Raw genomic sequence first — 19,494 nt, 5'->3', positions numbered from 1 at the left:
ACCCTTTCGCACCAGAGTGCACCAAGTTGGTCGGCTTGTCGATATCTGATCCTCTTCTTGAGAGTGTTTCTCGGCTGCACCGCTCCTGCGTGCAAGGCAACACACCGTAGCCGAACTGGGTTCGTCCCTCAAAGAAGGTGTCCCCTCTGTTCGGACCACTCCACCGGAACCGGCACCAGCACCCGCGCCAGTGTCACCTCCGGGCCCTGTGTGCCGTCCAGAATCGCCTCGACGATGTCGGGCGCGAGCAGCGTGAGGCGCAGGAGGCGGGTCATGTAGGAAGGTGCGATCCCCTCGCGCTCGGCCAGTTCGGCGATGGTGGCGAACTCCCCAGATTCGAGCATCCTCTTCCATCGAAACGCGCGCGCCAGCGCCTTGACCAGCGAGTTGTCGGTCCGGCGCGGTTGCGTGGCGCCCTCGGGCATCTGCATTTCTTTCCGCCCGCCACGCTTCACGATGCGGAACGGGACGTGCAGCGTCACCGTCTCGGGGATCGGCGTGCCGCAGGTCATGCAGCCGCTCCCATGTTTCCAGCCAACATCTCTCGCGCGAGGCCGCCGAGGCCGTCGACGCGCAGCCGGACGTTCAATCCGTCCGTGCCGATATCCACGCGCTCGACCATCAGCGCCACGATGCGCGCCTGCTCGGCGGGGAACAGTTCGTCCCACAGCGGGTCGAGCTGCTGCAGGGCCGCACGGGCGTCGGACTCGATGATGTCGTTGGCGTGGGCACGCGCCGCCTTCCATGTGCCCGCCACGATCTCGGGCTGGCGGAACACGGCGCGAAGCTGGCCGATCACGGCGGCCTCGATCTCGCCCGCAGACACGCGGCCGACCGGACACGAACCAGCACCATGCTTCAGCACGATTTGACTGACATAGTATCGGTAGAGACGATCCCCCTTCCGAGTATGCGTCGGCGAGAATGCCGCGCCGTCGGGTCCGAACAGCAGGCCCTTCAGCAGCGCGGGCGTCTCGGCGCGGGTGCGGGCGGCGCGCTTGCGGGGGCTCTCCTGCAGGATGGCGTGGACGCGGTCCCAAATCTCGGGATCGATGATGGCGTCGTGCTCGCCGGGATAGCTGTCGCCCTTGTGGACCGCCTCGCCGATGTAGGCGCGGTTGCTGAGCATGCGGTAGATGTATTTCTTGTCGATCCGGTTGCCGCGCGGCGTCCGGAGGCCGCGCGTGCCGACTTCCCGCGCCAGTTCCGTGCAGGACCCGATCTCGAGAAAGCGGTCGAAGACCCAGCGAACGTGCTCAGCGTGCTCTTCGTCCACCACCAGCTTCCTGTTCTCGACGCGGTAGCCGAAGGGCGGCACACCGCCCATCCACATGCCCTTCTTCCGACTGGCGGCGACCTTGTCGCGGATTCGCTCAGCCGTCACCTCGCGCTCGAACTGGGCGAAGGACAGCAGAATGTTCAGCGTCAGCCGGCCCATGGACGTGGTCGTGTTGAAGGACTGGGTGACGGAGACGAAGGTCACGCCGTTTCGGTCGAACACCTCGACCAGCTTGGCGAAGTCGGCGAGAGAGCGGCTGAGTCGGTCGATCTTGTAGACGACAACCACGTCGACGAGCCCATCCTCGATATCCTCCAGCAGCCGCTTCAATCCGGGGCGCTCCAGCGTCCCGCCCGAGATGCCGCCGTCGTCATACTGATCGCGGACCAGCACCCAGCCCTCGGAACGCTGACTGGCGATGTATGCCTCGCAGGCCTCGCGTTGAGCGTGGAGACTGTTGAACTCCTGCTCCAGCCCTTCCTCGGAGGATTTCCGGGTGTAAACCGCGCAGCGCAGCTTGCTGACGACTTTCGATTTTTCGGGCGGCTTCGTCATGTCCGCCCCCTGTGGTTCTTGAGCCCGAAGAAGGTCCAGCCGTTCCAGCGCGTGCCGGTGATGGCCCGTGCGATGGCGGACAGCGATTTGTACGGCCGCCCCTGCCATTCGAAGCCATCGGCGGTGACGGTGACGATCTGCTCGACGCCCTGCCACTCGCGCAGCAGCCGCGTGCCGGTGATCGGACGGTCGCGATCGGCGCGGATGCCCCGCTTCTTCTTGTCGCCGCCGTCCAGTTCTTCGCCCAATCTTTCCAGCCGCCGGATCGTCTCCGGTTTCAGCCCGCCATAGGCGAGTTCCTGGATGCGGTAGGCCAGGCGGGATTCCAAGTAGCGCCGGTTGAAGGGCGGCGGCTCGCTGTCGAACAGGTCGCGCCATTGCTGCTTCAGCGCCGGCGTCGGCGTGGTCTTGAGCGCGGCCAGGCGCGCCGGGATGGGATCGGGCTTGTTCATGCATCTCTCCGGTGAGTTGGAGTTGCATGACGGCATTGGTCGGGCGGATAGTGTAGGCAACTTTCTCCAGTATCGTCAGATACTTTGCCCATCTCCCGCATCCTCAAACGAACCAGCCCGAGCGCCAGCAGGCCGCACAGCTCGGTGCGGCGCTCTGCGGGCGTCATCTGGTCGGGCGGGAGCGGATTGGGGCGTTTCATGCGGCTGACCGATCCGCACGGCCAAGAACGGCGGCGGTGATCGCGCCGCGGTTCCAACGGAAGTTCAGATGGCAGTTGGCGGCGTATTTCGACAGGCTGAAATCCAGCCCGTTGGCCTCGTGCCCCGCGCGCTGCAGCAGGTCCATCTGCTTCATCGTCGCCGGGTCGTTCAGCAAGCGACGGCTCTTGATCGAGGCTGTCCCTGTCTCGGTCGCGCGCAGGAAATCGTCGGCGGCGGCGAGCGCCTGCACCCGGGTGCCGATGGCGAGCGGCCGGATCGCCCTGCCTTTCGGCTGTCCGAGCGCGTGCCAGAGCGCGCCATCATGGAACACCCCGGCCCAGCCATTGAACCCGCTCGCCATCATCGCCTGGCCGTCGCCATGCAGATCGCACCAGGCGAACGGGGACCGCTCCAGCAGGTCGATCTCCATCATGTCGAAGGCGGTCAGCAGTCGGGCCTCTGCCCGTTCCCGCGTGAAGACGTGACCGCAGAAATCACAGACCGATGCTCCAAGCGGCAATTCGGCCTCACAGGTCGGGCACAGTTTCCACGGTGCCTGGCCGGGCTCAGGATCGTCCTCGTCGAGGGTGATCTCCTGTTCGAGCGACCCGTGCCGGAGCGCTGCGCCCGCGAAGTCGAGCACGATGCAGTCGGTTTTCACGATGCCTGGGAAACGCGCGGGATCGACCCGCCGCAGGCCGCGACCGACTGCCTGGATGAAGGTGCCCTTGTGCAGCATGGGGCGCAGGATGCCGATGCAGCCGACAGGCTGGCTGTCGAAACCTTCGGTCAGGACCATGCAGTTCGTCAGCACCTGCACCTCGCCCCGGTCGAACCGGGCGATAAGGTCGGCGCGCGTCCGCGATGGCATCTCGCCCGAGATCGTCTCGGCCGTGATGCCGGCCGTGCGGAATGCCTCGGCAACCGCATCGGCATGGTCGACCGTCGCACAGAAGAAGATGGTGCGCCGGTCCGCTGCCTTCGCCTGCCAGTGTTCGACGACGGCCTCGTTCAGCACCGAGCGGTTCAGCACCTTGTCTGCCGCGCGCATGTCGAAATCGCCCGCGGTGGCGCCCAGCCCCGCCAGTTCGTCCTCGACGCCGAGATCGATGGTGTAGGTGCGCGGTGGCACCAGGAGACCGCGACCGATCAGCGTGCCGATCTTGAGGTGATAGCCGACATTGCTGAAGGTGCGGCGCAGGCTGCGGCCATCGCCGCGACCCGGCGTGGCCGAGAGCCCGAGCTGCTTGATCTCCGGATTGAGCGCCCGGGCCTCGTCGATGATGGACTGATAGCTTTGCGCCGCGGAGCGGTGGCATTCGTCGATGACGAGATGCGAGACCGGCGCCATCCGCTCGCGCCGGTTGGCGCGCGCCAGGGTCTGGACGCTTCCGAAGACGATGCGGCCCTCCCAGTCGTCCTGCTCGGCCTTGACCACCGAGGTGGCCAGTCCGGTGACAGCGCCGATGGCGCTGCGGTTCTGATCAATCAACTCGTCGGTGTGCTGCAGCACCAGGACGCGGTCGTGTCTGCGGTGCTCCAGTTCCTCGCCGATGTAGAAACCGGCGATGGCGGTCTTTCCCGCCCCGGTGGGCAGCACCAGCATGGTATTGCCATGTGCGGCGGTGCGGTCGCGGGCGGCATCGACCGCCGCCCTTTGATAGTCGCGCGGAATCATGGCCGTCCCCCTCAGCGTGCCCAGAAGGGCGCGGAGCCGGAGGACGGCGCGCCCGACTGACCCGTGCCGTTGCCTGCAAGCTGCGGGCCCGAGGCGGTGAACTGACCCTGCTGCGGCGGCTGGGGTACGCTGCCCATCACCCGAGCGTATTCGGCATGGTCGGCGCCGAGCGCGGCCTTGATGACGTTTCGCCCGGTGTCGTCGGGCTTGTCCTTGTCGCGCTCGATGCCGATGCGCGCCACGAACTCCAGCCCGCTCAACTCGCCGAGGCTGCGGATCATCCGCGCGGCGCGGGCGGCGTTAGACTGGTCATCGGCACGCACGCCGCGGGCGGATTCGAGGATGCCGCGGATCATGGCGCGCCCGCGGTTGCCGTAGGTGTCGTCGCCGGGACCGCCCGCAGCCTTTCCGCGAAAGCCGATGCGCGTGTAGATGCGACGCCGCGCGAACGGCCCCTCCATCACGACTGCCTCGGTGTTGAGGTAGAGGGCCGGGCTCGTCTTGCTCTGGGTAAGCCAGCCTTCAGGGCCCGCGCCGCCCGGGCGGACGGTGAGGCAGACCTTGACCAGGGTGTTGGCCGGGATGAGGTCGAAAGCGGCGTCCTGAGTGTCCGCGCCGTTGAAATCCATGTCGCTCGCCATTGTCATGCTCCTTTCGTCGTCGGGGGATTGGGTGCGGTGGCGGCCGCGGGCAGATCGAAGTTCAGGCGGGCAGCGCCATCGGGGCGCGGACCACGGATCTTCGCCATGAGCCGCCCGAGATGGGCAGGCTCGATCATCGACAATCGGCCGCTGCGGTCCTTCGCAGGCAGGCCGAAATCGTTGATGGTGGTGCAGATGAATGCCCTGAAGGGGTCACCCTTCTCGGGGCGCAGTTCGGTCAGGGTCACGACTTCGTCGACGATGCCGGGCAATTCGAGGCCGGTCTTCGACCCCTCAATCTGCATCGAGAAGAAAGGCTTGCCGAAGTCGTCGAGCTTGCGGTCGAGCAGACCGACCAGCCAGATGTTCTTGGCGGGTGTGTGTTGCAGATGCGTGAGCCAGCCAATCATTTCCTGGCCGAGCAACCCGTAGGTCGCGCGGAGATCGGGCTTGCCGGTGCGGTCGGACTGCGCCTGGGATTGGCCCTTGCACCACTGCAAACAGATGCGCGAGGCGACGGAGATGCTGTCAACGAATACGGTGTCGTACTTGTCGAGCTGGCTAGCGGGACCGAAGGCCGCGCAGACCCGCGCGAAGTGCCCGGGCCCATAGGACTGGTCGTCCCGCATCGCCGGGTTGGCGCCGCCGATCCAGGCGGCGAGATCGCGGGCGACCTCCCAGTCGCGGATGCGGACCTCATCGCCAGGCCAGCCCTGCACGGCCAGCTCGCCCGCCTCGAGGTTCAGGAAAAGCGTTCGCTGCGGATCGAGGGTCAGCAGTTGGGTGGTCTTGCCGATGCCGGAGGTGCCCGTGAGCACCCCCTTGATGCCGCGTGCCTCGCGCAGGCGTTCGTCGGCCGTGATGATGCGGAGCGGCCCGCCGCCGAAGGGAGCGCTCACTTGCCGCCCTCCAGATCCCGCACTGCGGCCGAAATGGCGATGTCCGCGCCACAGGCGCCCTGGCGGCGCGACATCTTCAACACGTCGCCAAGCGCACTCGTCAGCCGGTAGAGCTCGGACTGCTGCCGCGCCAGGGCGACAAGCGCGAACTCGATGTCGTCCACGGTGGCGCGCTCGATCTGCACCGCGCGATTCGGCCTGTCAGACAGGGCCGGAACGTTGATCGTGTCGGGGATCGCCTCCATCCAGCTCGACTGGCGCAGGCGTTTCAGGGGGGAAGTCGTGAACATGGTGGTGCTCCGTGGTTTCGTCGGTTGGTGTCCAGGGATCGTCGGGAAGACTGCTGCCGGGCCTGACGCCGCCCTGGAGCTTGCGGTCGGAGTGTTTCCCCGCGTGGGGGTGTTGCATTCCTCCGAGGGCCCGGCATGAAACTTGGTGGAACCGGGTCATCGCCGGTCCTGTTGTCACCTACCGGCGGGCCTCCGAGACTGTCGGGGCGGCACCGAGATATGCCGCGAGATCAAGCGCCTCGGCCGCCTTCCGGATCGTGCCGAGCCGGGCGTAGACTGTGCTGCGATGGATCCCGAGGGCCTCGGCTGCCTCCGTCGGCGACATGTCGATCAGCGCCAGCGCGACATCCCTGCAGGTCGGTGTCAGCCCTGCGAGAAGGCGCCGGACATCGCGGACCAGCCCCAACGCCTCGTCCGGTGCACGCGCGACGGCGGCGTGCAGCGCCACACTGTCAGGCAGGGTCTCCGCGAGCGGCAGCGTCTCGTCATCGCCGCGACCCTCGGACGGAGTCTCGAAGTCGACCCACGCCCGCTCGGCCCGAAGGCGTTCGGTCGGCGCGGCCAGCGTGGCGATGCGGTTCGCCAGAACGCGGTCTGCGAACGTGTCGTACTGACCGCGGGAGGGGTCGAACCTGTCATCTCGGCGATAGAGGTGCAGACGCAGGTCCTGCTTGATGTCCTCGGCGTCCATGCCGGGGACCGAACCTGATCGAGCAAGTCGTTCGGCCCGGATGATGATGTTGCGGGAGACGCGCGAGCGCGCGTCGCAAATGGGGTGGAAACGCTCCATGAAGTTTCGCCTTCGTCCAGGTGGACGGGCACGCGGCCCGAGTGACCGGGACCGGCGAAAATTCGTTGGAGCGGCGGCCTTGGCGGGCTCAGCACAAAGAGAAGCCGCTGAAACCCGGGTTGGATTTCAGCGGCTTGAGCGGCGAACTTTTTCGAAGAAATTGTTGAGGTCAGTCAGCGAATTTTCGTCGGGACTGGCCTTGTCTGCCTTGCTGGAGGTCGTCAGCATTCGCCACGAAACGGGCGACATACTCGGCCCCGACCGTGGGCAGCGGATCGTCGGCGATCCCGAAGGCGGCACGCAGCGCCTTGGACAGCGCCTGCTTCTGCTTCTGGTGCCTCGAGGTCTCGGCGCTCTTGGCATGATGGACGGGGAGCCTGCCGCCCTGCATCGCGAACGCCTTCAGGTAAGTCCACGCCGCTTTGGGCTTGCCGTCCTTAGCGCTCTTCATCCCGAGACCATCAGGCTCGAACCTTCGGGTCTCGCTGCGGAAGCTGACATTGACGACTTCATCCGCAACGAAGCGGATTCCGATCTCTTCCCATCGCGCGTCTTTCGGCAGCGCCCACGCAAGGTTGGACACTGCGTTATCCATCCCGCTCGCAATCTGTGCGCGGAGATCGGCGAACACGACGGTCGATGGCTGGCAAGGCTGCAATTGCCCGCGGTCATCAAGGTGGACCAGATCCTCAAGCGCCATGCGTACGACGCCTTCGCGATCCAGAGCGGCGGCAAGTTGCGGCGGGATTGATGACGAGGTCGGGGCCAGCAGTAGTTTGGGTCCCGGGTGGGCAATCAACTCGTCAAATTGCGCCACGTCCTCGCGTGCAAGCGGCCCCGGCACCGTCAGGAAGACAGGAAAACCCCGGCCTGCAAACACATCATGTGAGCCTATCCTGAAGACCGGTCGACGGTCGAAACTTGCAGGACGGTCGGACAGGTCGAATGCTGCGGCGATGCTGCGCGCCAACCCGACACGGTCGAGGCCGTAGATCATGATGTCGTTCTTGTTCAGGTCGAGATCGGAGCAGGCCTTGGGGCTGTCACCACAGACTGCGCGGATGGTGCCGTCCTCGTGGTGCACGACTCGGCGGGGGCAACCCTCGCCGCCCGGTGAAGGACAGGCGATGCTCGTCGCTGGCGTTCCGGTCGATCGCACCAGTGGCAGAGGACAGCCGGGCTCGTTGACAACCACGCAGCCGAATTCATCGCCCAACAGGCTGGCCCACTCGCGCCGGTCGGTCGCTGCGTCGGTCAGCGCGTCAAGCGTCTTCCAAAACTTCGAAATCCTCATCGCCATCCGCCCTTGCCGGAATCGCCCAGAACCCGCGCGCCTTGAGCCAGGCCTCGATGACTTCTTCGTCCGAGTCCCGTTCATACCTTGCGATGTTCGCCGGCCTGATCGTCACGGACCGCTCCTTCTTGCTGTCCTTGAACGCAAACTTGAAAGTCGCGTGCGTGAACGAGCCGCCAGAAAGCCGTTTCTCCCAATTCTCGTCAAACGACTTGAACAGATCCTCGCACTTGCGGATCTCCATTTCGGAGATCTTCCCCGGCCAGCGACGGCCAAACTCCACGAAACGTACGCCGGCAATACCCTCGACATCGCCATGGGCCATCGAATCCGGACCGAGTTCGCGCAGCGGATCCAGCGTGTAACGCTCGGAACGATCGAAGTAATCTTCGCTGCCGAACAACGCCTCGCCAAAGACCTTGAGGTAAAGTTCCCGCTCGCCCTTGGTGCCAGCGTTTACGCCGATCTCGTCGGTCACGCTGTCGTAGATCAGCACGTCATGTTGTTGTGGCCGATAGAACGCGATCCCGCTTTCACCGTCGTCCTGGTGCTTGCCTTCCCGGCGCATCGGCATGCCGTGCCGTACGAGCAGCCAGATCTTCTCGCCTCGCGGAAACGCGAATATGCGGCTGTTCCGGCCGCGTCGCTTCACCTCGAACCAGTTGTCCATCCGGTCCTGCATGGTTTTCGCAATGGCGTCCGTGATGGACGGGAGCTCTGCGGCCTTTTTCTTCGGGCGCGAACCGGCGAAATACATGAAATTCGAACGCTGAAACGCCACCGTTTCGGCATGCTGGCGCTGCAGCAGCATGGGCTGCGCAAGCCAGATCTGGACCGAGACATCGGCTACCGAGACCTCGTGATCCTTGTCGATCTCGATTCCGGCAGCTGCGGCACGGTCGAGCAGTTCGTCCATCGCCTCATGGGACGCGGTTTCGTGCACGTAATAGAGCGCGTTGACCATGTCCTCGGGCACCGACGCGTCCGGATTCATCAGGACACCCGCGATGGCTTCGAGCGGCATGTCATCTGTCGACCATGCGGCGAGGTCGAGTTTGCGGGACTGAAAGTAGTCCTTCCAAGGCTCAAGAAATGCCTTCAGTCGCGCGGGCGCGATCTGCTTGAGGCGATCCGGGTTGCTGAAAATCCTTGGGTTAAATGCTGGCATCCGCCTCGCTGCTCCTGAAATTGTTACGGTCAGCAAGATTAGGTAGGAATCTCGCTCGCCACAAGATTGTGTTCCCGTAAGGTTCTGTGCGCGCCATCCGACAGCCCGCCACCCCCGCCGGTAGGTGAGGAGAGCATCTGGAGCTCTCCCATGAACAGCATCTACCCGGCGCGCCGCGCCATCCCGCATTCCCTCACGCCAGCGTCACCCTCCCTCGGGGTGGGCGCATGATCGATCCCGACGAACGCGAACAGGCAGCCCTGCGCGCCGCCCTCCGCAACATGGCCGAACTCATGGCAGAGATCGGATGGACCACGCGGTTCGCCGATCTCAGCGAAGAACAGGCGCTCGCACTCGCGACGGCCGCCGTCGATGGGTTCCAGGAGGCGATGCAGACCAGCGCGCCCCGGCCCGATCCGGAGGTGCCTTTCTGATGGGCGCCGGTTTCGACTTCAACCATCGGGAGAAGCCGCCCAGTTTCGCGGACACCACAAATGCCTGCATCGACACCGCCCTCGTGGCAGAACAGGCCGAACGTCCCCAACGCGACTATCTCGGGGGAAGCCGGCTGGGCGACATCTGCCAGCGCAGGCTGCAATACGAATACCTGAAGACGCCGAAGGACTCGGGCGCCGGGTTCTCGGGCAAGTCCCTGCGGATCTTCGCGCTCGGGCACGTTCTCGAGGACCTGGCCATCACCTGGCTGCGCAAGGCCGGGTTCGACCTTCGCACGCGCAATCGCCATGGCGATCAGTTCGGCTTTTCGGTCGTTGGTGGGCGCGTCCAGGGGCATGCCGACGGTGTGGTCGTCGCCGCGCCGAACGGCATGACGGTTCCGGCGCTCTGGGAGTGCAAGTCGGCCAACGCCAAGAACTGGCGCGAGATCGCGAAGCACGGCGTCGGGAAGGCCAAGCCGGTCTACGCCGCGCAGATCGCGCTCTATCAGGCCTATCTCGGCCTGACCGAGGCGCCCGCGTTCTTCACGGCGATCAACAAGGACACGTGCGAAATCTGGCACGAACTCGTGCCGTTCGATGCCGCACTCGCCCAGTCCGCCAGCGACAAGGCGGTGACGATCCTGCGCGCCTGTGATGCCGGCGAACTTCTTCCCCGCCACACGGCCGACCCCGACCACTTCGAATGCCGCTTCTGTGCATGGCGGGAACGGTGCTGGGCATGACGGTCCCATCCGACACCATCGCGCCCGACGACGTCGCGCCCGACGCCGAAATGATCGCGATCTATGCCGACGTGGTGTTCGGCTACTGCGACGGCTGGGTGCCGGTCCGTGCGCTCGCAGAGAAAGGCGCGGGCGATGGCCCGCCGCATGTGCCCTTCATCGAAGCGGACGCCACGCTAGCCGCGAAACTCGCGCTTCAGGCGACATGGGCGAGCGACGCTGGCATGGCCTTGTTCGTGGCGCCCGGCACAGTCGCGGCTCCCGGCGACGCGCGTGCGGAGAGCATCGTCCAGACGCAGGTGGTGCTGGTCGATCTCGACCATGGCGACATCGGCGCGAAGCGCGACCATCTTGTGCAGCACCTCGGTTGCCCGACACTCGAAGTCGCGTCCGGTGGTGTCACCGCCGACGGCCAGCGCAAGCTGCACCTCTACTGGCGTCTGACCGAGCCTGCCGAAGGCGACGACATCGCCACGGTCTGCCGCGCCCGGCACATGATCGCCGCGAAGGTCGGCGGTGATCCTTCCTTTCGGTCCGCACACCAGCCGATCCGCGTGGCGGGATCGATCCACGCCAAACAGGGCCTTCGGCGGTTGGTGCAGATCCTGAACCACGATCCTCGCGATCACGACCTTGGCGAGCTGCTCGAGGCGATCATCGCGATGCCGCCGCTCGAAAGCGAGAACGGGCTCGATTTCAACATGGCCGCCACCGAGCGCGGCAGCGTGACCGAGTTGTTCGGCCGCCAGGTCCGCGAAGGCGGCGTGGATGGCACCACCCGGTTCGACGCGCTGTCGCGCGTGATCGGCTACTGGATCCGCCGTGCCCGCGAAGGCCACGTGCCGCGCGAACAGGCGTGGGAGGAAATCGTCTCCTACAACGCGGCCCGCGTTGCCCCTCCCTGGCCGGAGGATCGGCTGCGCGAGGAAGCCGAGCGCCTCTGGAAACGCGACGCCGCCCGCAACGGCGAGATCGGTGACGAGGATGACAGTCCCGATGGCGGCGGCCCTGCTGGCGGCGGGCATGATGGGCCAGTGCCGGTGAGCTTCACCGAGGATGCGCTCGCCGCAACCTTCGCAGCCCGACATGCCGAGACATGGCGCTACGTCGCCGGCTGGGGGCAATGGCTGACCTGGTCGGGCAAGCTCTGGCGGCGCGAGGAGACGCTGCAGGCCTTCGATCTGGCCCGGATGATCTGCCGCGAGGCGGCGTCGCGCGCCGGCTCTGCGCGACTGAAGGCGAAGCTTTCAAGCGCCGCGACCGTCTCCGCCGTGGAGCGGCTTGCCCGTTCCGACCGTCGCCACGCAACCACGACCGAGCCGTGGGATCGCGATCCCTGGCTATTGAACACGCCCGGCGGCGTGGTCGACCTGCGTAGTGGAGCGTCGCTGCTGCACGACCCCGGCCTCTTCATGACTCGCATCGCCGGGGCATCGGTCGCCGACGCTTGCCCGGTCTGGCTCGGGTTTCTCGAAACCGTCACGGGCGGGGACGGCGAACTGCAATCCTACCTGCAGCGCATGGCGGGCTACTGCCTGACGGGCGTGACCACCGAGCACGCGCTGTTCTTCCTCTACGGCACCGGCGCAAACGGGAAATCCGTTTTCGCCAACACCCTGACCGCCATCCTTGGCGACTACGCAACCGTCGCGCCGATGGACATGTTCATGGCCACGCAGGGTGATCGCCACCCGACCGACATGGCGGGCCTGCGCGGGGCGCGCATCGTCACGTCCATCGAAACGGAACAGGGCAGCCGCTGGGCCGAGAGCAAGCTGAAGGCGCTGACCGGGGGCGACAAGATCACGGCCCGCTTCATGCGGCAGGATTTCTTCGAGTTCATCCCGCAGTTCAAGCTGCTGATCGTCGGCAACCACAAGCCCTCCAGCCGCAACGTTGACGAGGCGATGAAGCGGCGCCTGCACATGGTGCCGTTCACAGTCACCATCCCGCCCGCGCGGCGCGACAAGCACCTGGCGGACAGGCTGTTGGCCGAACGTGACGGGATCCTCGCGTGGGCGCTCGAGGGCTGCATCGAATGGCAGCGGACAGGCCTGCGCCCGCCGCCCGCCGTGATGGCCGCGACCGAGGATTACTTCGAGGCGGAAGACGCCATCGGTCGCTGGATCGACGAGCGCTGCTCTGTCGGGTTGCACCTCAGCGCCACCACCTCAGCGATGTTCGCCGACTGGAAGGCGTGGGCCGATGCGAACGGCGAGTTCGCAGGCTCGGTCAAGCGCTTCTCGGAAGCCCTGATCGTCCGGGGATTCGAGCGTCACAACACCCGCGCCGCGAAGGGATTCCGGGGCATCGCCCTCGATGACAGCAACTCTGACCTTTTCTCGGGAGAATAGGAAATGCCAATGAATTCAGAGAGTGTGACGGATGTGACGGATCATACCTATAAGGCCGTTACGCGCGCGCATGCGCGCGCCTATGGAGCGGATAGGGAACTATCCGTCACATCCGTCACACCCGTCACCAACCCTCCGGTTCGGATAGAGGACGGTGGCGGACTGCTCCCCTGCATCCTCGCGCTCGACCTCGGCACCACGACCGGCTGGGCGATCCGCGGCCATGACGGCCTGATCACCAGCGGCACCGTCTCGCTCCGCCCGGGCCGCTTCGACGGCGGCGGCATGCGCTACCTGCGCTTCACCAACTGGCTGACCGAGATCGACCGGCTGTCGGGGCCCGTCGCCGCCATCTGGTTCGAGGAGGTGCGCCGCCACGCGGGCACCGACGCGAGCCACATCTACGGCGGGCTCATGGCCACGCTGACGGCATGGGCCGAGTTGCGCGGTGTGCCCTACGAGGGCGTTCCGGTCGGCACGATCAAGCGCCACGCCGCTGGCAAGGGCAACGCCGACAAGGCCGCGATGGTCGCCGCCGCCCGCGCCCGCGGCTTCAGCCCGGCCGATGACAACGAGGCCGACGCCATCGCCATCCTGCTCTGGGCGATCGAGACGAACGGGGGTGTCGCATGAGATGGCACCCCCATGGCTACGGCGGCCGGCGCCGGGATCCCGAACAGGTCAAGCGCGAGGGCTGGCGGGAACAGGGCGTCCTCGCGGTCTCCGCCGATGACGACCGCCTCACCTGGCCCGAGCGTGAACTGGTCCGCCAGCTGGGCGAGAAGCTCTACGGCCCGCGACCTTCCGACAGGGAGGCACGCCATGGCTGATCGCGAATGGACCGCCGACTGCGTCGCCGATCATTTCGAGGAGGCGTTCCGCACCCTGCGCAGGCTGCCGCCGGTGAAGGCACAGGGCTACTTCAACACCTGGCCCGACATCGTGCGGACCAGCCGCGAGATCGCGGCGATGGAGCCGCAGCCGAGGCGGGTCTGGCCCTCGGCCGCCGCGATCACCCGGCTCGAGCAGACCTTCGACTGGGTGCTCTGGATCGAGGAGGCGGAGCGCAAGCTCGTCTGGTCGCGCGCGGCCCGCGTGCCGTGGAAGCAGATCAGCGGGGAACTCGGATGCGACCGCACGACCGCGTGGCGGCGCTGGCAGCTGGCACTGACCAAGATCGCCGCGCGCCTGAATGCGCAGTGACTCCAATGTGTTGCAACACTTTTTCCTTCGACATCTGCAACATGATCGTGCTATTCCGAAGGGAAGATGGGGAGAGTGCGCTGGAAAGCTCGCTCTCCCCTTTGCGTTGAAGGGGGCCTTCTGGACCCCGGTATCCACCGAGAGTCCGGCCGGGGTCCACGCCGGGGGAGTTTCCGGTTCCTTCCTGGCGACATTCCTATGCTGGCGGGCGAAGCGCGGGACATCGCCAGCGACAGGGCCGGATTTTTGGGAAGCCACCTGGAAGCCGGAGCCGCGCGCGCCCTGCGCAAACACCAATGAACGCTGGCCTTCCGACCGGACACCGCTAGTGGCCGCTGGCCCCCTCGCGGAGTCCAGCCCGGCATCCGGAGTCCGGAAGCCACCGGCATCCACCATCACATCGGAAACCACCCGACCATGACGCTGAGCTTCGCCCCGGACGCGATCGAGACGTGGCCGCTGTCGCGCCTGCAGCCCTATGCGAAGAACGCGAAGGCGCATGGCGCGGATCAGGTCGCGAAGATTGCCGCCAGCATGGCCGAGTTCGGCTGGACCGTGCCGTGCCTCGTTGCGGAGGATGGTGAGCTGATCGCTGGCCACGGGCGCGTCCTCGCCGCGACGCAGCTCGGGCTGAACGAAGCGCCGGTGATCGTGCTGGGTCACCTCACCGAGGCGCAGCGCCGGGCCTACCGGATCGCGGACAATAAGCTGACCGAACTCGGCACCTGGGACGAGGCGCTGCTGTCGGCGGAACTGAACGACCTGCTGGCGGACGATTTCGACCTGTCGCTGGTCGGGTTTTCCGACGGCGAGTTGGACAAGCTGCTGGCCTTCGTGCCGGAAGGGGACGGGGAAGAAGGTGGCGCCGGAGGCTCCGTGCCGCCGGTGACCATCCCCGAACCGCCCCGCAATCCGGCCTCGCGCACCGGCGATCTCTGGATCCTCGGCGACCACCGGCTGCTCTGCGGCGACAGCACCAGCGCCGCCGATGTGCGCCGCCTGATGAATGGTGAGCGCGCGATCCTGTTCGCCACCGACCCGCCGTATCTCGTCGATTACGACGGCTCGAACCATCCGACCCGCAACAAGGACTGGTCCGCGTCCTACGGCACGACCTGGGACGACAGTTCGCAGGGGGCGGAACTCTACGACGGCTTCATTGCCGCCGCCGTCGCCGAGGCGATCGCAGAGAACGCCGCCTGGTACTGCTGGCACGCCTCGCGCCGCCAGGCGATGCTGGAGGCTTGCTGGGAGAAGGTGGGCGCCTTCGTCCACCAACAGATCATCTGGGTGAAGGACCGCGGCGTGCTGACCCGGTCCCACTACCTCTGGAAGCACGAACCCTGTTTCATGGGCTGGCGCCGCCCGAACCGCCCGCCGAAGGTGGCCGAGCAGACGCTGCCATCGACCTGGGAGATGCCGTCCTTCGCCAAGGACGAGCGCCCCGATCACCCGACCCCGAAACCGCTGGACGCGTTCGGGATCCCGATGCGCCAGCATGTGGCGCGGGGCGGCCTCTGCTACGAGCCCTTCTCGGGCTCGGGTTCGCAGATCATGGCGGGCGAAGCCAACGGCCGCCGCGTCTTCGCGATGGAAATCAGCCCGGCCTATGTCGACGTCGCCGTCGAGCGCTGGCAGGCCGAGACCGGCAAGGAAGCGATCCTCGATGGCGACGGTCGCACCTTCGCGCAGGTGAGAGCCGAGCGGCTGGGCGAAGCCCCGGCCGAACCTGAAACCCTCCCCGAAGCCGCCGCGTGACATGCATGACCTGGCTTTACCTTCCTCCGGAGACGCTTCCGGGGCCGGAGACGCATGCCTCTTCGGCCTCTCCCTCTGCTCTGGCGCGGGCGGGCTCGACCTCGGGCTCGCCATCGCCATCCCCAGATATCGTGCTGTGGGCCATGTCGAACGGGAAACCTACGCCGCAGCCACTCTCGTGGCGCGGATGGAAGACGCGTCCATGGATCAGGCTATTGTCTGGGACGACGTTGGAACCTTCGACGGCCGCCCATGGCGCGGCGCGGTGGATATCATCACTGCGGGCTATCCGTGCCAGCCGTTCTCCGTCGCGGGCAAGCGCCGGGGCGCGGACGACCCGCGGCACCTCTGGCCGCATGTCGCGCGCATCATCGGTGAGGTCGAGCCCCCTTTCGTCTTCCTCGAGAATGTCGCCCATCATCTCCGCCTCGGCTTCCCCGACGTCGCCAGCGGACTGGTCGGCATGGGCTACCGCCTTGCGGCAGGCCTCTTCACAGCGGCGGAAGTCGGCGCACCCCACAAGCGTGAGCGGCTCTTCATCCTCGCCATCCGCGAGGGCGACGAGCTGGCCGACCCCGCGCGCCTGCTCTGGCACCCGGTCGAGTGGCGGGAACCGGACGGAGCTGCTGCGGCTCTGGCCGACGCCGAGGGCAAGCGCCAACGAGAACCGACAGACGAAGCCGACGCCGTCGCAGGCAGCGGGGCAGCACGGGATGAATCTCGCAACGACGGCCGCGATGTGGCCGACGCCGATGGCCAACGACGGATGCAAGCCGAGCGCGGGCAACCGCCGCACGGCCGACCTGACCCATTCGGCGGGGCTATGGATGACCCCGACGGCTCGCGATCACAAGGACGGAGCCACGAGACTTGCAAACACCCCGGTGAACGGCCTGCTTGGCCGCCAGGTCCTGGTGACGCCGATGGCTGGGAGCGGTACCTTCGATGTGCGCCGGACCTTGAACCCGCTGTTCGTCGAGGCGCTGATGGGCTGGCCCACCGGGTGGACCGGCTTCGCCTCTGTGGCAACGGCGTGGTCCCCCTGGTTGCAGCGCATGCGCTGCGAACTCTCGCGGCTGAATTGCTGGCCGATGGATGAGGGCGTGTGATGAAACAGACACGCAAAATGTCACTGATCGAGGCTATTGCCAACGTGATCGTGGGCTACACGCTGGCGGTGATCACGCAGATCCTGATCTTCCCCGTCTTCGGGCTGCACGCCACGCTGGCGCAGAACCTGAAGATGGGCTTGGTTTTCACTGTCGTGTCGATTGCACGTGGCTATGCCTTGCGACGCCTGTTCGAGGGCCTGCGCTGAGGCCGGATTGCTTGACCCCGCGCGGGCAGGATGGTCTACGCCGCCGCAGATCGGATCAGGCGGACGGACGGGATGCGCGACCAGGACGACATCAGGGAAAAACTTGCGAAGCTGGAAGCGCTGTTTTCCAGAGGGGCGACAGCAGGTGAACGTGCCGCCGCAGGCGCTGCGCTTGAACGGCTGCAATCCCGGCTGGATATTGATGCCCCGTCACAGGATGAGCCGGTCATCGAGTTGCAATACTCGTTGCCCGATCTCTGGGCTGTGCGGCTGTTCGTTGCCTTGTGCCGCAAGCATGACGTCAAACCCTATCGCTATCCGCGCCAGCGCCGCACGACGGTCATGGTGCGTGTCCAGCAGACGCGCTTCGAGCAGACCATCGCGCGCGAGTTCCAGACCCTGCATCGCGAGCTGACCAGCTATTTCAATGAGACCCTGAACCATCTCATCGCCAATGTCATGAAATCCGACGGCGATGACGAGAACCTTGAGCAGCGCCAGATCGGCAAATGAAAAACGGGCCAGCACATGGCTGGCCCAGTTTGAGGCAGTCAAGTCGGCGCAGGCAAGTGCCGACTGAGAGCAGATCGACAGCGAATGCCTGATCTTCGGTGAAGATTTGCAGAGCGCCACCGATTCTGCAATACGGAAACAACTATATTTTGTGTCCTTGGGCCGCAGAGCATCTTAATCTGGTGTTGAGGCGCGATAGACGCGCCCTCGACCCTCGACTTTCTCGGAGGTGATAATCAGGCCAAGCTTCTTTTTCAGCGCGCCGGACATGGCCCCCCTCGCGGTATGCGGTTGCCACTCAAGGGCCGCGGCGATTTCCTCGATGGTCGCGCCGCCCTCAGTGCGGAGCATGGCGATCAGGGCCTCCTGCTTGGTGCCGCTGCGACGGCGGGCGGGCTGTGGCACTGCTTCGGTCCCGGGCTGGCTGTTCGTTTGTTCCTCCGGAGCATCGGTGATCCCGAGGGCGGCACAGGCCAGTGCCGTGGCGCGTAAAGTCAGCGGTCCGCGCTCTTCGTCATGCCGCCAGACAGTGGTCTGGTCGCTGGCGGAGGTTTCCTCGATCAGCCCGCGCTTGAGAAGGCTCTTGCAGACATTGCCAACAGCACCGCCCTTGAGGCTGGCCGTGACGGGAAACACTGCTCCGTCCTCGCGCGCGCAGGCGGCAGACAGGATGACGGCTTGGGCGTCGGATAGCTGGATCTGGGTCATGGTTGGTCTCCGGTTTCGGCTCGCGCGACATGCGCAGGCTTCTACCGGGTGAAGCCCGCCAAAGGGCGGGCCGTCCTGACCGGGCGGTGAGGGATCAGTCGCTTTCAGCCATGCTTGCCGCGATGGCGAAATGCTGAACCCAGCCGGTCAGGTAGGGCAGCCCTGCGGGGATGCCCTCGTCGCGCTCAAGCTGGCGCGAGATGCGCCAGTCCTGCCAGCGGCGGATCGCGGATCTGATCGCGGTCTCGCTGTCGATCTTGCAACCCACCATGTTGCCCACGACATCATCGGCGAAATGGCGGCCCATGCGGCTGTCCAGAAAGTCGCGGATGCCGATCATCTCTTCCTCGGTGGAGGCGCGGATCGCCTTGGCGATCAGGGTCGAGGCCAGAGCCCAGACCTCCACGCTGCGCCGGTCGCGCTCGGGGCAAGTCGTCAGAGTCCCGAAAAACCCGTGGTCAGGGTTGCGGCTGGGCAGGATGGCGGGCGTGGTCATGGCGGAGGCTCCGTGGGGTGAGTTGCATCGTCCTTGTGTAATCAGAATCGCTCGAGCGCGCCGGAAAGTGTAGGTAAATCAAAGCCATAATGTTGCTATCTGATCATTCGATCCGGTCCGGATCGATCAGCGCGGCCTGTTCCGCCTCATGGCGCTGGGCGGCATCGGGCGGGTCGCGCCGCGCATTGACGAGCGCGACAAACAGCGCGCGCGCGACGGCGGCGACCTCATCCGCCCCGGCGCTGGTCAGATTGGCATCGTGGATGGCAATCGCCTCACCCAGATCGGTCAGCGCATAGAGCGTCGCGAACTCCGCCTCGGACGGATCGCAAGTTTCGGTGTCACGGTCATGCTCGGATACAGCCACACTGCGGCAGAAGCGCAGATCGAAGCCAATGGCACAGTTGCGGCGGATCACATCGTCGAGGGTCTCGCCTTCGGAGAGGCAGTTGAAAGATAAGGTCATGGATGACTTCCTCAGATCATCTGCAGACTGGCCAGCATGGTGCTGGCAGCGACAAGCTGGGAGGTCGGCAGTTCGATCCTGATCTGCGAGGTGACGTGTGAGGCTTCCGCCTCCACCCCCTCATCGCGCAATGCGGCGGCGATCATGCGGGCGGCTGCGTCCGGGGCTTTCAGGTTCAGCGGGTCCGGCAGTGCGTCGCAGTCGATCCGGATGGTGGAGATGGCGGTCATGATGCTGGCCTTTCAGGGGTG

At 66.0% G+C, this 19,494-nt stretch carries 24 protein-coding genes and 1 pseudogene; 11 read left to right on the top strand and 14 right to left on the bottom strand.

Annotated elements, in window-relative coordinates; genetic code table 11:
• Positions 1–128: 128 nt before the first annotated feature.
• The 10 genes from BG457_RS07010 to BG457_RS06960 all read right to left on the bottom strand — a co-directional run bounded on the left by BG457_RS07010 (position 129) and on the right by BG457_RS06960 (position 9,247).
• Positions 129–512 carry a hypothetical protein gene (locus BG457_RS07010; protein WP_071796315.1) on the bottom strand — a complete coding sequence of 128 codons (384 nt, stop codon included), beginning with the start codon at positions 510–512 and terminating at the stop codon, positions 129–131.
• Positions 509–1,834 carry a recombinase family protein gene (locus tag BG457_RS07005; protein ID WP_071796314.1) on the bottom strand — a complete coding sequence of 442 codons (1,326 nt, stop codon included), beginning with the start codon at positions 1,832–1,834 and terminating at the stop codon, positions 509–511. The genes BG457_RS07010 and BG457_RS07005 overlap by 4 nt, the downstream gene beginning before the upstream one ends.
• On the bottom strand, positions 1,831–2,286 hold the full coding sequence (locus BG457_RS07000) for a DUF2924 domain-containing protein (RefSeq protein ID WP_071796313.1): 456 nt from the start codon (positions 2,284–2,286) through the stop codon (positions 1,831–1,833). Before BG457_RS07000 ends, BG457_RS07005 begins: the two co-directional genes overlap by 4 nt.
• Before the next feature lie 196 nt (positions 2,287–2,482).
• The gene (locus tag BG457_RS06990) at positions 2,483–4,165 is read right to left on the bottom strand and encodes a DEAD/DEAH box helicase (protein ID WP_071796311.1); all 1,683 of its coding nucleotides are present in this window, start codon (positions 4,163–4,165) and stop codon (positions 2,483–2,485) included.
• 11 nt (positions 4,166–4,176) lie between these two features.
• Positions 4,177–4,806, bottom strand: a complete 630-nt coding sequence (locus BG457_RS06985) for a hypothetical protein (protein WP_071796310.1) — start codon at positions 4,804–4,806, stop codon at positions 4,177–4,179.
• A gap of 2 nt (positions 4,807–4,808) precedes the next feature.
• On the bottom strand, positions 4,809–5,705 hold the full coding sequence (locus BG457_RS06980) for an ATP-binding protein (protein WP_071796309.1): 897 nt from the start codon (positions 5,703–5,705) through the stop codon (positions 4,809–4,811).
• Positions 5,702–5,995 (bottom strand): hypothetical protein, encoded by a 294-nt coding sequence (locus tag BG457_RS06975; protein WP_071796308.1) that lies wholly within the window; start codon positions 5,993–5,995, stop codon positions 5,702–5,704. Before BG457_RS06975 ends, BG457_RS06980 begins: the two co-directional genes overlap by 4 nt.
• A gap of 178 nt (positions 5,996–6,173) precedes the next feature.
• Positions 6,174–6,785: a sigma-70 family RNA polymerase sigma factor gene (locus tag BG457_RS06970; protein ID WP_084657520.1), complete on the bottom strand. Its 612-nt coding sequence runs from the start codon at positions 6,783–6,785 to the stop codon at positions 6,174–6,176.
• Positions 6,786–6,954: 169 nt separating this feature from the next.
• Positions 6,955–8,079 (bottom strand): hypothetical protein, encoded by a 1,125-nt coding sequence (locus BG457_RS06965; RefSeq protein WP_139257598.1) that lies wholly within the window; start codon positions 8,077–8,079, stop codon positions 6,955–6,957.
• Positions 8,048–9,247 (bottom strand): hypothetical protein, encoded by a 1,200-nt coding sequence (locus tag BG457_RS06960; RefSeq protein ID WP_071796305.1) that lies wholly within the window; start codon positions 9,245–9,247, stop codon positions 8,048–8,050. Before BG457_RS06960 ends, BG457_RS06965 begins: the two co-directional genes overlap by 32 nt.
• Before the next feature lie 227 nt (positions 9,248–9,474).
• On the opposite strand from BG457_RS06960, the gene BG457_RS06955 reads away from it, so the two are divergent.
• From BG457_RS06955 to BG457_RS06910, 11 genes and pseudogenes are all read left to right on the top strand, one after another.
• The gene (locus tag BG457_RS06955) at positions 9,475–9,681 is read left to right on the top strand and encodes a DUF6511 domain-containing protein (RefSeq protein ID WP_071796304.1); all 207 of its coding nucleotides are present in this window, start codon (positions 9,475–9,477) and stop codon (positions 9,679–9,681) included.
• A complete protein-coding gene (locus tag BG457_RS06950; RefSeq protein WP_071796303.1) occupies positions 9,681–10,427 on the top strand; it encodes a hypothetical protein in 747 nt (248 codons plus the stop codon). The genes BG457_RS06955 and BG457_RS06950 overlap by 1 nt, the downstream gene beginning before the upstream one ends.
• Positions 10,424–12,781, top strand: coding sequence for a phage/plasmid primase, P4 family (locus BG457_RS06945; protein WP_217649498.1), 2,358 nt, complete (start codon positions 10,424–10,426; stop codon positions 12,779–12,781). Before BG457_RS06950 ends, BG457_RS06945 begins: the two co-directional genes overlap by 4 nt.
• Positions 12,782–12,790: 9 nt before the next feature.
• A complete protein-coding gene (locus BG457_RS06940; protein ID WP_425434915.1) occupies positions 12,791–13,414 on the top strand; it encodes a hypothetical protein in 624 nt (207 codons plus the stop codon).
• Positions 13,411–13,611: a hypothetical protein gene (locus BG457_RS06935; protein WP_071796301.1), complete on the top strand. Its 201-nt coding sequence runs from the start codon at positions 13,411–13,413 to the stop codon at positions 13,609–13,611. The genes BG457_RS06940 and BG457_RS06935 overlap by 4 nt, the downstream gene beginning before the upstream one ends.
• A complete protein-coding gene (locus tag BG457_RS06930; RefSeq protein ID WP_071796300.1) occupies positions 13,604–13,984 on the top strand; it encodes a DUF6362 family protein in 381 nt (126 codons plus the stop codon). The genes BG457_RS06935 and BG457_RS06930 overlap by 8 nt, the downstream gene beginning before the upstream one ends.
• 417 nt (positions 13,985–14,401) lie before the next feature.
• Positions 14,402–15,742: a site-specific DNA-methyltransferase gene (locus BG457_RS06925; RefSeq protein ID WP_071796299.1), complete on the top strand. Its 1,341-nt coding sequence runs from the start codon at positions 14,402–14,404 to the stop codon at positions 15,740–15,742.
• A gap of 1 nt (position 15,743) precedes the next feature.
• A pseudogene (locus tag BG457_RS20545) lies at positions 15,744–16,253 on the top strand (DNA cytosine methyltransferase); the annotation flags it as partial.
• A gap of 412 nt (positions 16,254–16,665) precedes the next feature.
• Positions 16,666–16,851, top strand: a complete 186-nt coding sequence (locus tag BG457_RS20540; RefSeq protein WP_245770953.1) for a hypothetical protein — start codon at positions 16,666–16,668, stop codon at positions 16,849–16,851.
• Positions 16,851–17,060: a DUF7220 family protein gene (locus BG457_RS06915; RefSeq protein ID WP_071796297.1), complete on the top strand. Its 210-nt coding sequence runs from the start codon at positions 16,851–16,853 to the stop codon at positions 17,058–17,060. The genes BG457_RS20540 and BG457_RS06915 overlap by 1 nt, the downstream gene beginning before the upstream one ends.
• A 72-nt stretch (positions 17,061–17,132) precedes the next feature.
• Positions 17,133–17,573 carry a hypothetical protein gene (locus tag BG457_RS06910; RefSeq protein WP_071796399.1) on the top strand — a complete coding sequence of 147 codons (441 nt, stop codon included), beginning with the start codon at positions 17,133–17,135 and terminating at the stop codon, positions 17,571–17,573.
• A 174-nt stretch (positions 17,574–17,747) separates the two neighbouring features.
• Here BG457_RS06910 and BG457_RS06905 read toward each other — a convergent pair whose 3' ends face one another.
• The 4 genes from BG457_RS06905 to BG457_RS06890 form a co-directional block, all read right to left on the bottom strand.
• Entirely contained in the window at positions 17,748–18,281 is a 534-nt protein-coding gene (locus BG457_RS06905) for a DUF3489 domain-containing protein (protein WP_071796296.1), read from the bottom strand.
• A 94-nt stretch (positions 18,282–18,375) separates the two neighbouring features.
• Positions 18,376–18,777: a hypothetical protein gene (locus tag BG457_RS06900; protein WP_071796295.1), complete on the bottom strand. Its 402-nt coding sequence runs from the start codon at positions 18,775–18,777 to the stop codon at positions 18,376–18,378.
• Between the two features lie 103 nt (positions 18,778–18,880).
• A complete protein-coding gene (locus BG457_RS06895; protein ID WP_071796294.1) occupies positions 18,881–19,243 on the bottom strand; it encodes a hypothetical protein in 363 nt (120 codons plus the stop codon).
• 11 nt (positions 19,244–19,254) lie between these two features.
• On the bottom strand, positions 19,255–19,473 hold the full coding sequence (locus BG457_RS06890) for a hypothetical protein (RefSeq protein ID WP_071796293.1): 219 nt from the start codon (positions 19,471–19,473) through the stop codon (positions 19,255–19,257).
• Between the last annotated feature and the right edge of the window lie 21 nt (positions 19,474–19,494).

Source organism: Natronohydrobacter thiooxidans (assembly GCF_001884735.1).
GTDB lineage: Bacteria > Pseudomonadota > Alphaproteobacteria > Rhodobacterales > Rhodobacteraceae > Roseinatronobacter > Roseinatronobacter thiooxidans_A.
Note: the sequence above shows the minus strand (reverse complement) of the source record. Positions and strands in the feature narration are given on the sequence as shown.

Bases quoted from the DNA above. Each gene is read 5' to 3' on its own strand.
- BG457_RS07010 (WP_071796315.1), bottom strand. From the start codon at position 512: ATGACCTGCGGCACGCCGATCCCCGAGACGGTGACGCTGCACGTCCCG.
- BG457_RS07005 (WP_071796314.1), bottom strand. From the start codon at position 1,834: ATGACGAAGCCGCCCGAAAAATCGAAAGTCGTCAGCAAGCTGCGCTGC.
- BG457_RS07000 (WP_071796313.1), bottom strand. From the start codon at position 2,286: ATGAACAAGCCCGATCCCATCCCGGCGCGCCTGGCCGCGCTCAAGACC.
- BG457_RS06990 (WP_071796311.1), bottom strand. From the start codon at position 4,165: ATGATTCCGCGCGACTATCAAAGGGCGGCGGTCGATGCCGCCCGCGAC.
- BG457_RS06985 (WP_071796310.1), bottom strand. From the start codon at position 4,806: ATGGCGAGCGACATGGATTTCAACGGCGCGGACACTCAGGACGCCGCT.
- BG457_RS06975 (WP_071796308.1), bottom strand. From the start codon at position 5,995: ATGTTCACGACTTCCCCCCTGAAACGCCTGCGCCAGTCGAGCTGGATG.
- BG457_RS06970 (WP_084657520.1), bottom strand. From the start codon at position 6,785: ATGGAGCGTTTCCACCCCATTTGCGACGCGCGCTCGCGCGTCTCCCGC.
- BG457_RS06965 (WP_139257598.1), bottom strand. From the start codon at position 8,079: ATGAGGATTTCGAAGTTTTGGAAGACGCTTGACGCGCTGACCGACGCA.
- BG457_RS06960 (WP_071796305.1), bottom strand. From the start codon at position 9,247: ATGCCAGCATTTAACCCAAGGATTTTCAGCAACCCGGATCGCCTCAAG.
- BG457_RS06955 (WP_071796304.1), top strand. From the start codon at position 9,475: ATGATCGATCCCGACGAACGCGAACAGGCAGCCCTGCGCGCCGCCCTC.
- BG457_RS06950 (WP_071796303.1), top strand. From the start codon at position 9,681: ATGGGCGCCGGTTTCGACTTCAACCATCGGGAGAAGCCGCCCAGTTTC.
- BG457_RS06945 (WP_217649498.1), top strand. From the start codon at position 10,424: ATGACGGTCCCATCCGACACCATCGCGCCCGACGACGTCGCGCCCGAC.
- BG457_RS06940 (WP_425434915.1), top strand. From the start codon at position 12,791: ATGAATTCAGAGAGTGTGACGGATGTGACGGATCATACCTATAAGGCC.
- BG457_RS06935 (WP_071796301.1), top strand. From the start codon at position 13,411: ATGAGATGGCACCCCCATGGCTACGGCGGCCGGCGCCGGGATCCCGAA.
- BG457_RS06930 (WP_071796300.1), top strand. From the start codon at position 13,604: ATGGCTGATCGCGAATGGACCGCCGACTGCGTCGCCGATCATTTCGAG.
- BG457_RS06925 (WP_071796299.1), top strand. From the start codon at position 14,402: ATGACGCTGAGCTTCGCCCCGGACGCGATCGAGACGTGGCCGCTGTCG.
- BG457_RS20540 (WP_245770953.1), top strand. From the start codon at position 16,666: ATGGCTGGGAGCGGTACCTTCGATGTGCGCCGGACCTTGAACCCGCTG.
- BG457_RS06915 (WP_071796297.1), top strand. From the start codon at position 16,851: ATGAAACAGACACGCAAAATGTCACTGATCGAGGCTATTGCCAACGTG.
- BG457_RS06910 (WP_071796399.1), top strand. From the start codon at position 17,133: ATGCGCGACCAGGACGACATCAGGGAAAAACTTGCGAAGCTGGAAGCG.
- BG457_RS06905 (WP_071796296.1), bottom strand. From the start codon at position 18,281: ATGACCCAGATCCAGCTATCCGACGCCCAAGCCGTCATCCTGTCTGCC.
- BG457_RS06900 (WP_071796295.1), bottom strand. From the start codon at position 18,777: ATGACCACGCCCGCCATCCTGCCCAGCCGCAACCCTGACCACGGGTTT.
- BG457_RS06895 (WP_071796294.1), bottom strand. From the start codon at position 19,243: ATGACCTTATCTTTCAACTGCCTCTCCGAAGGCGAGACCCTCGACGAT.
- BG457_RS06890 (WP_071796293.1), bottom strand. From the start codon at position 19,473: ATGACCGCCATCTCCACCATCCGGATCGACTGCGACGCACTGCCGGAC.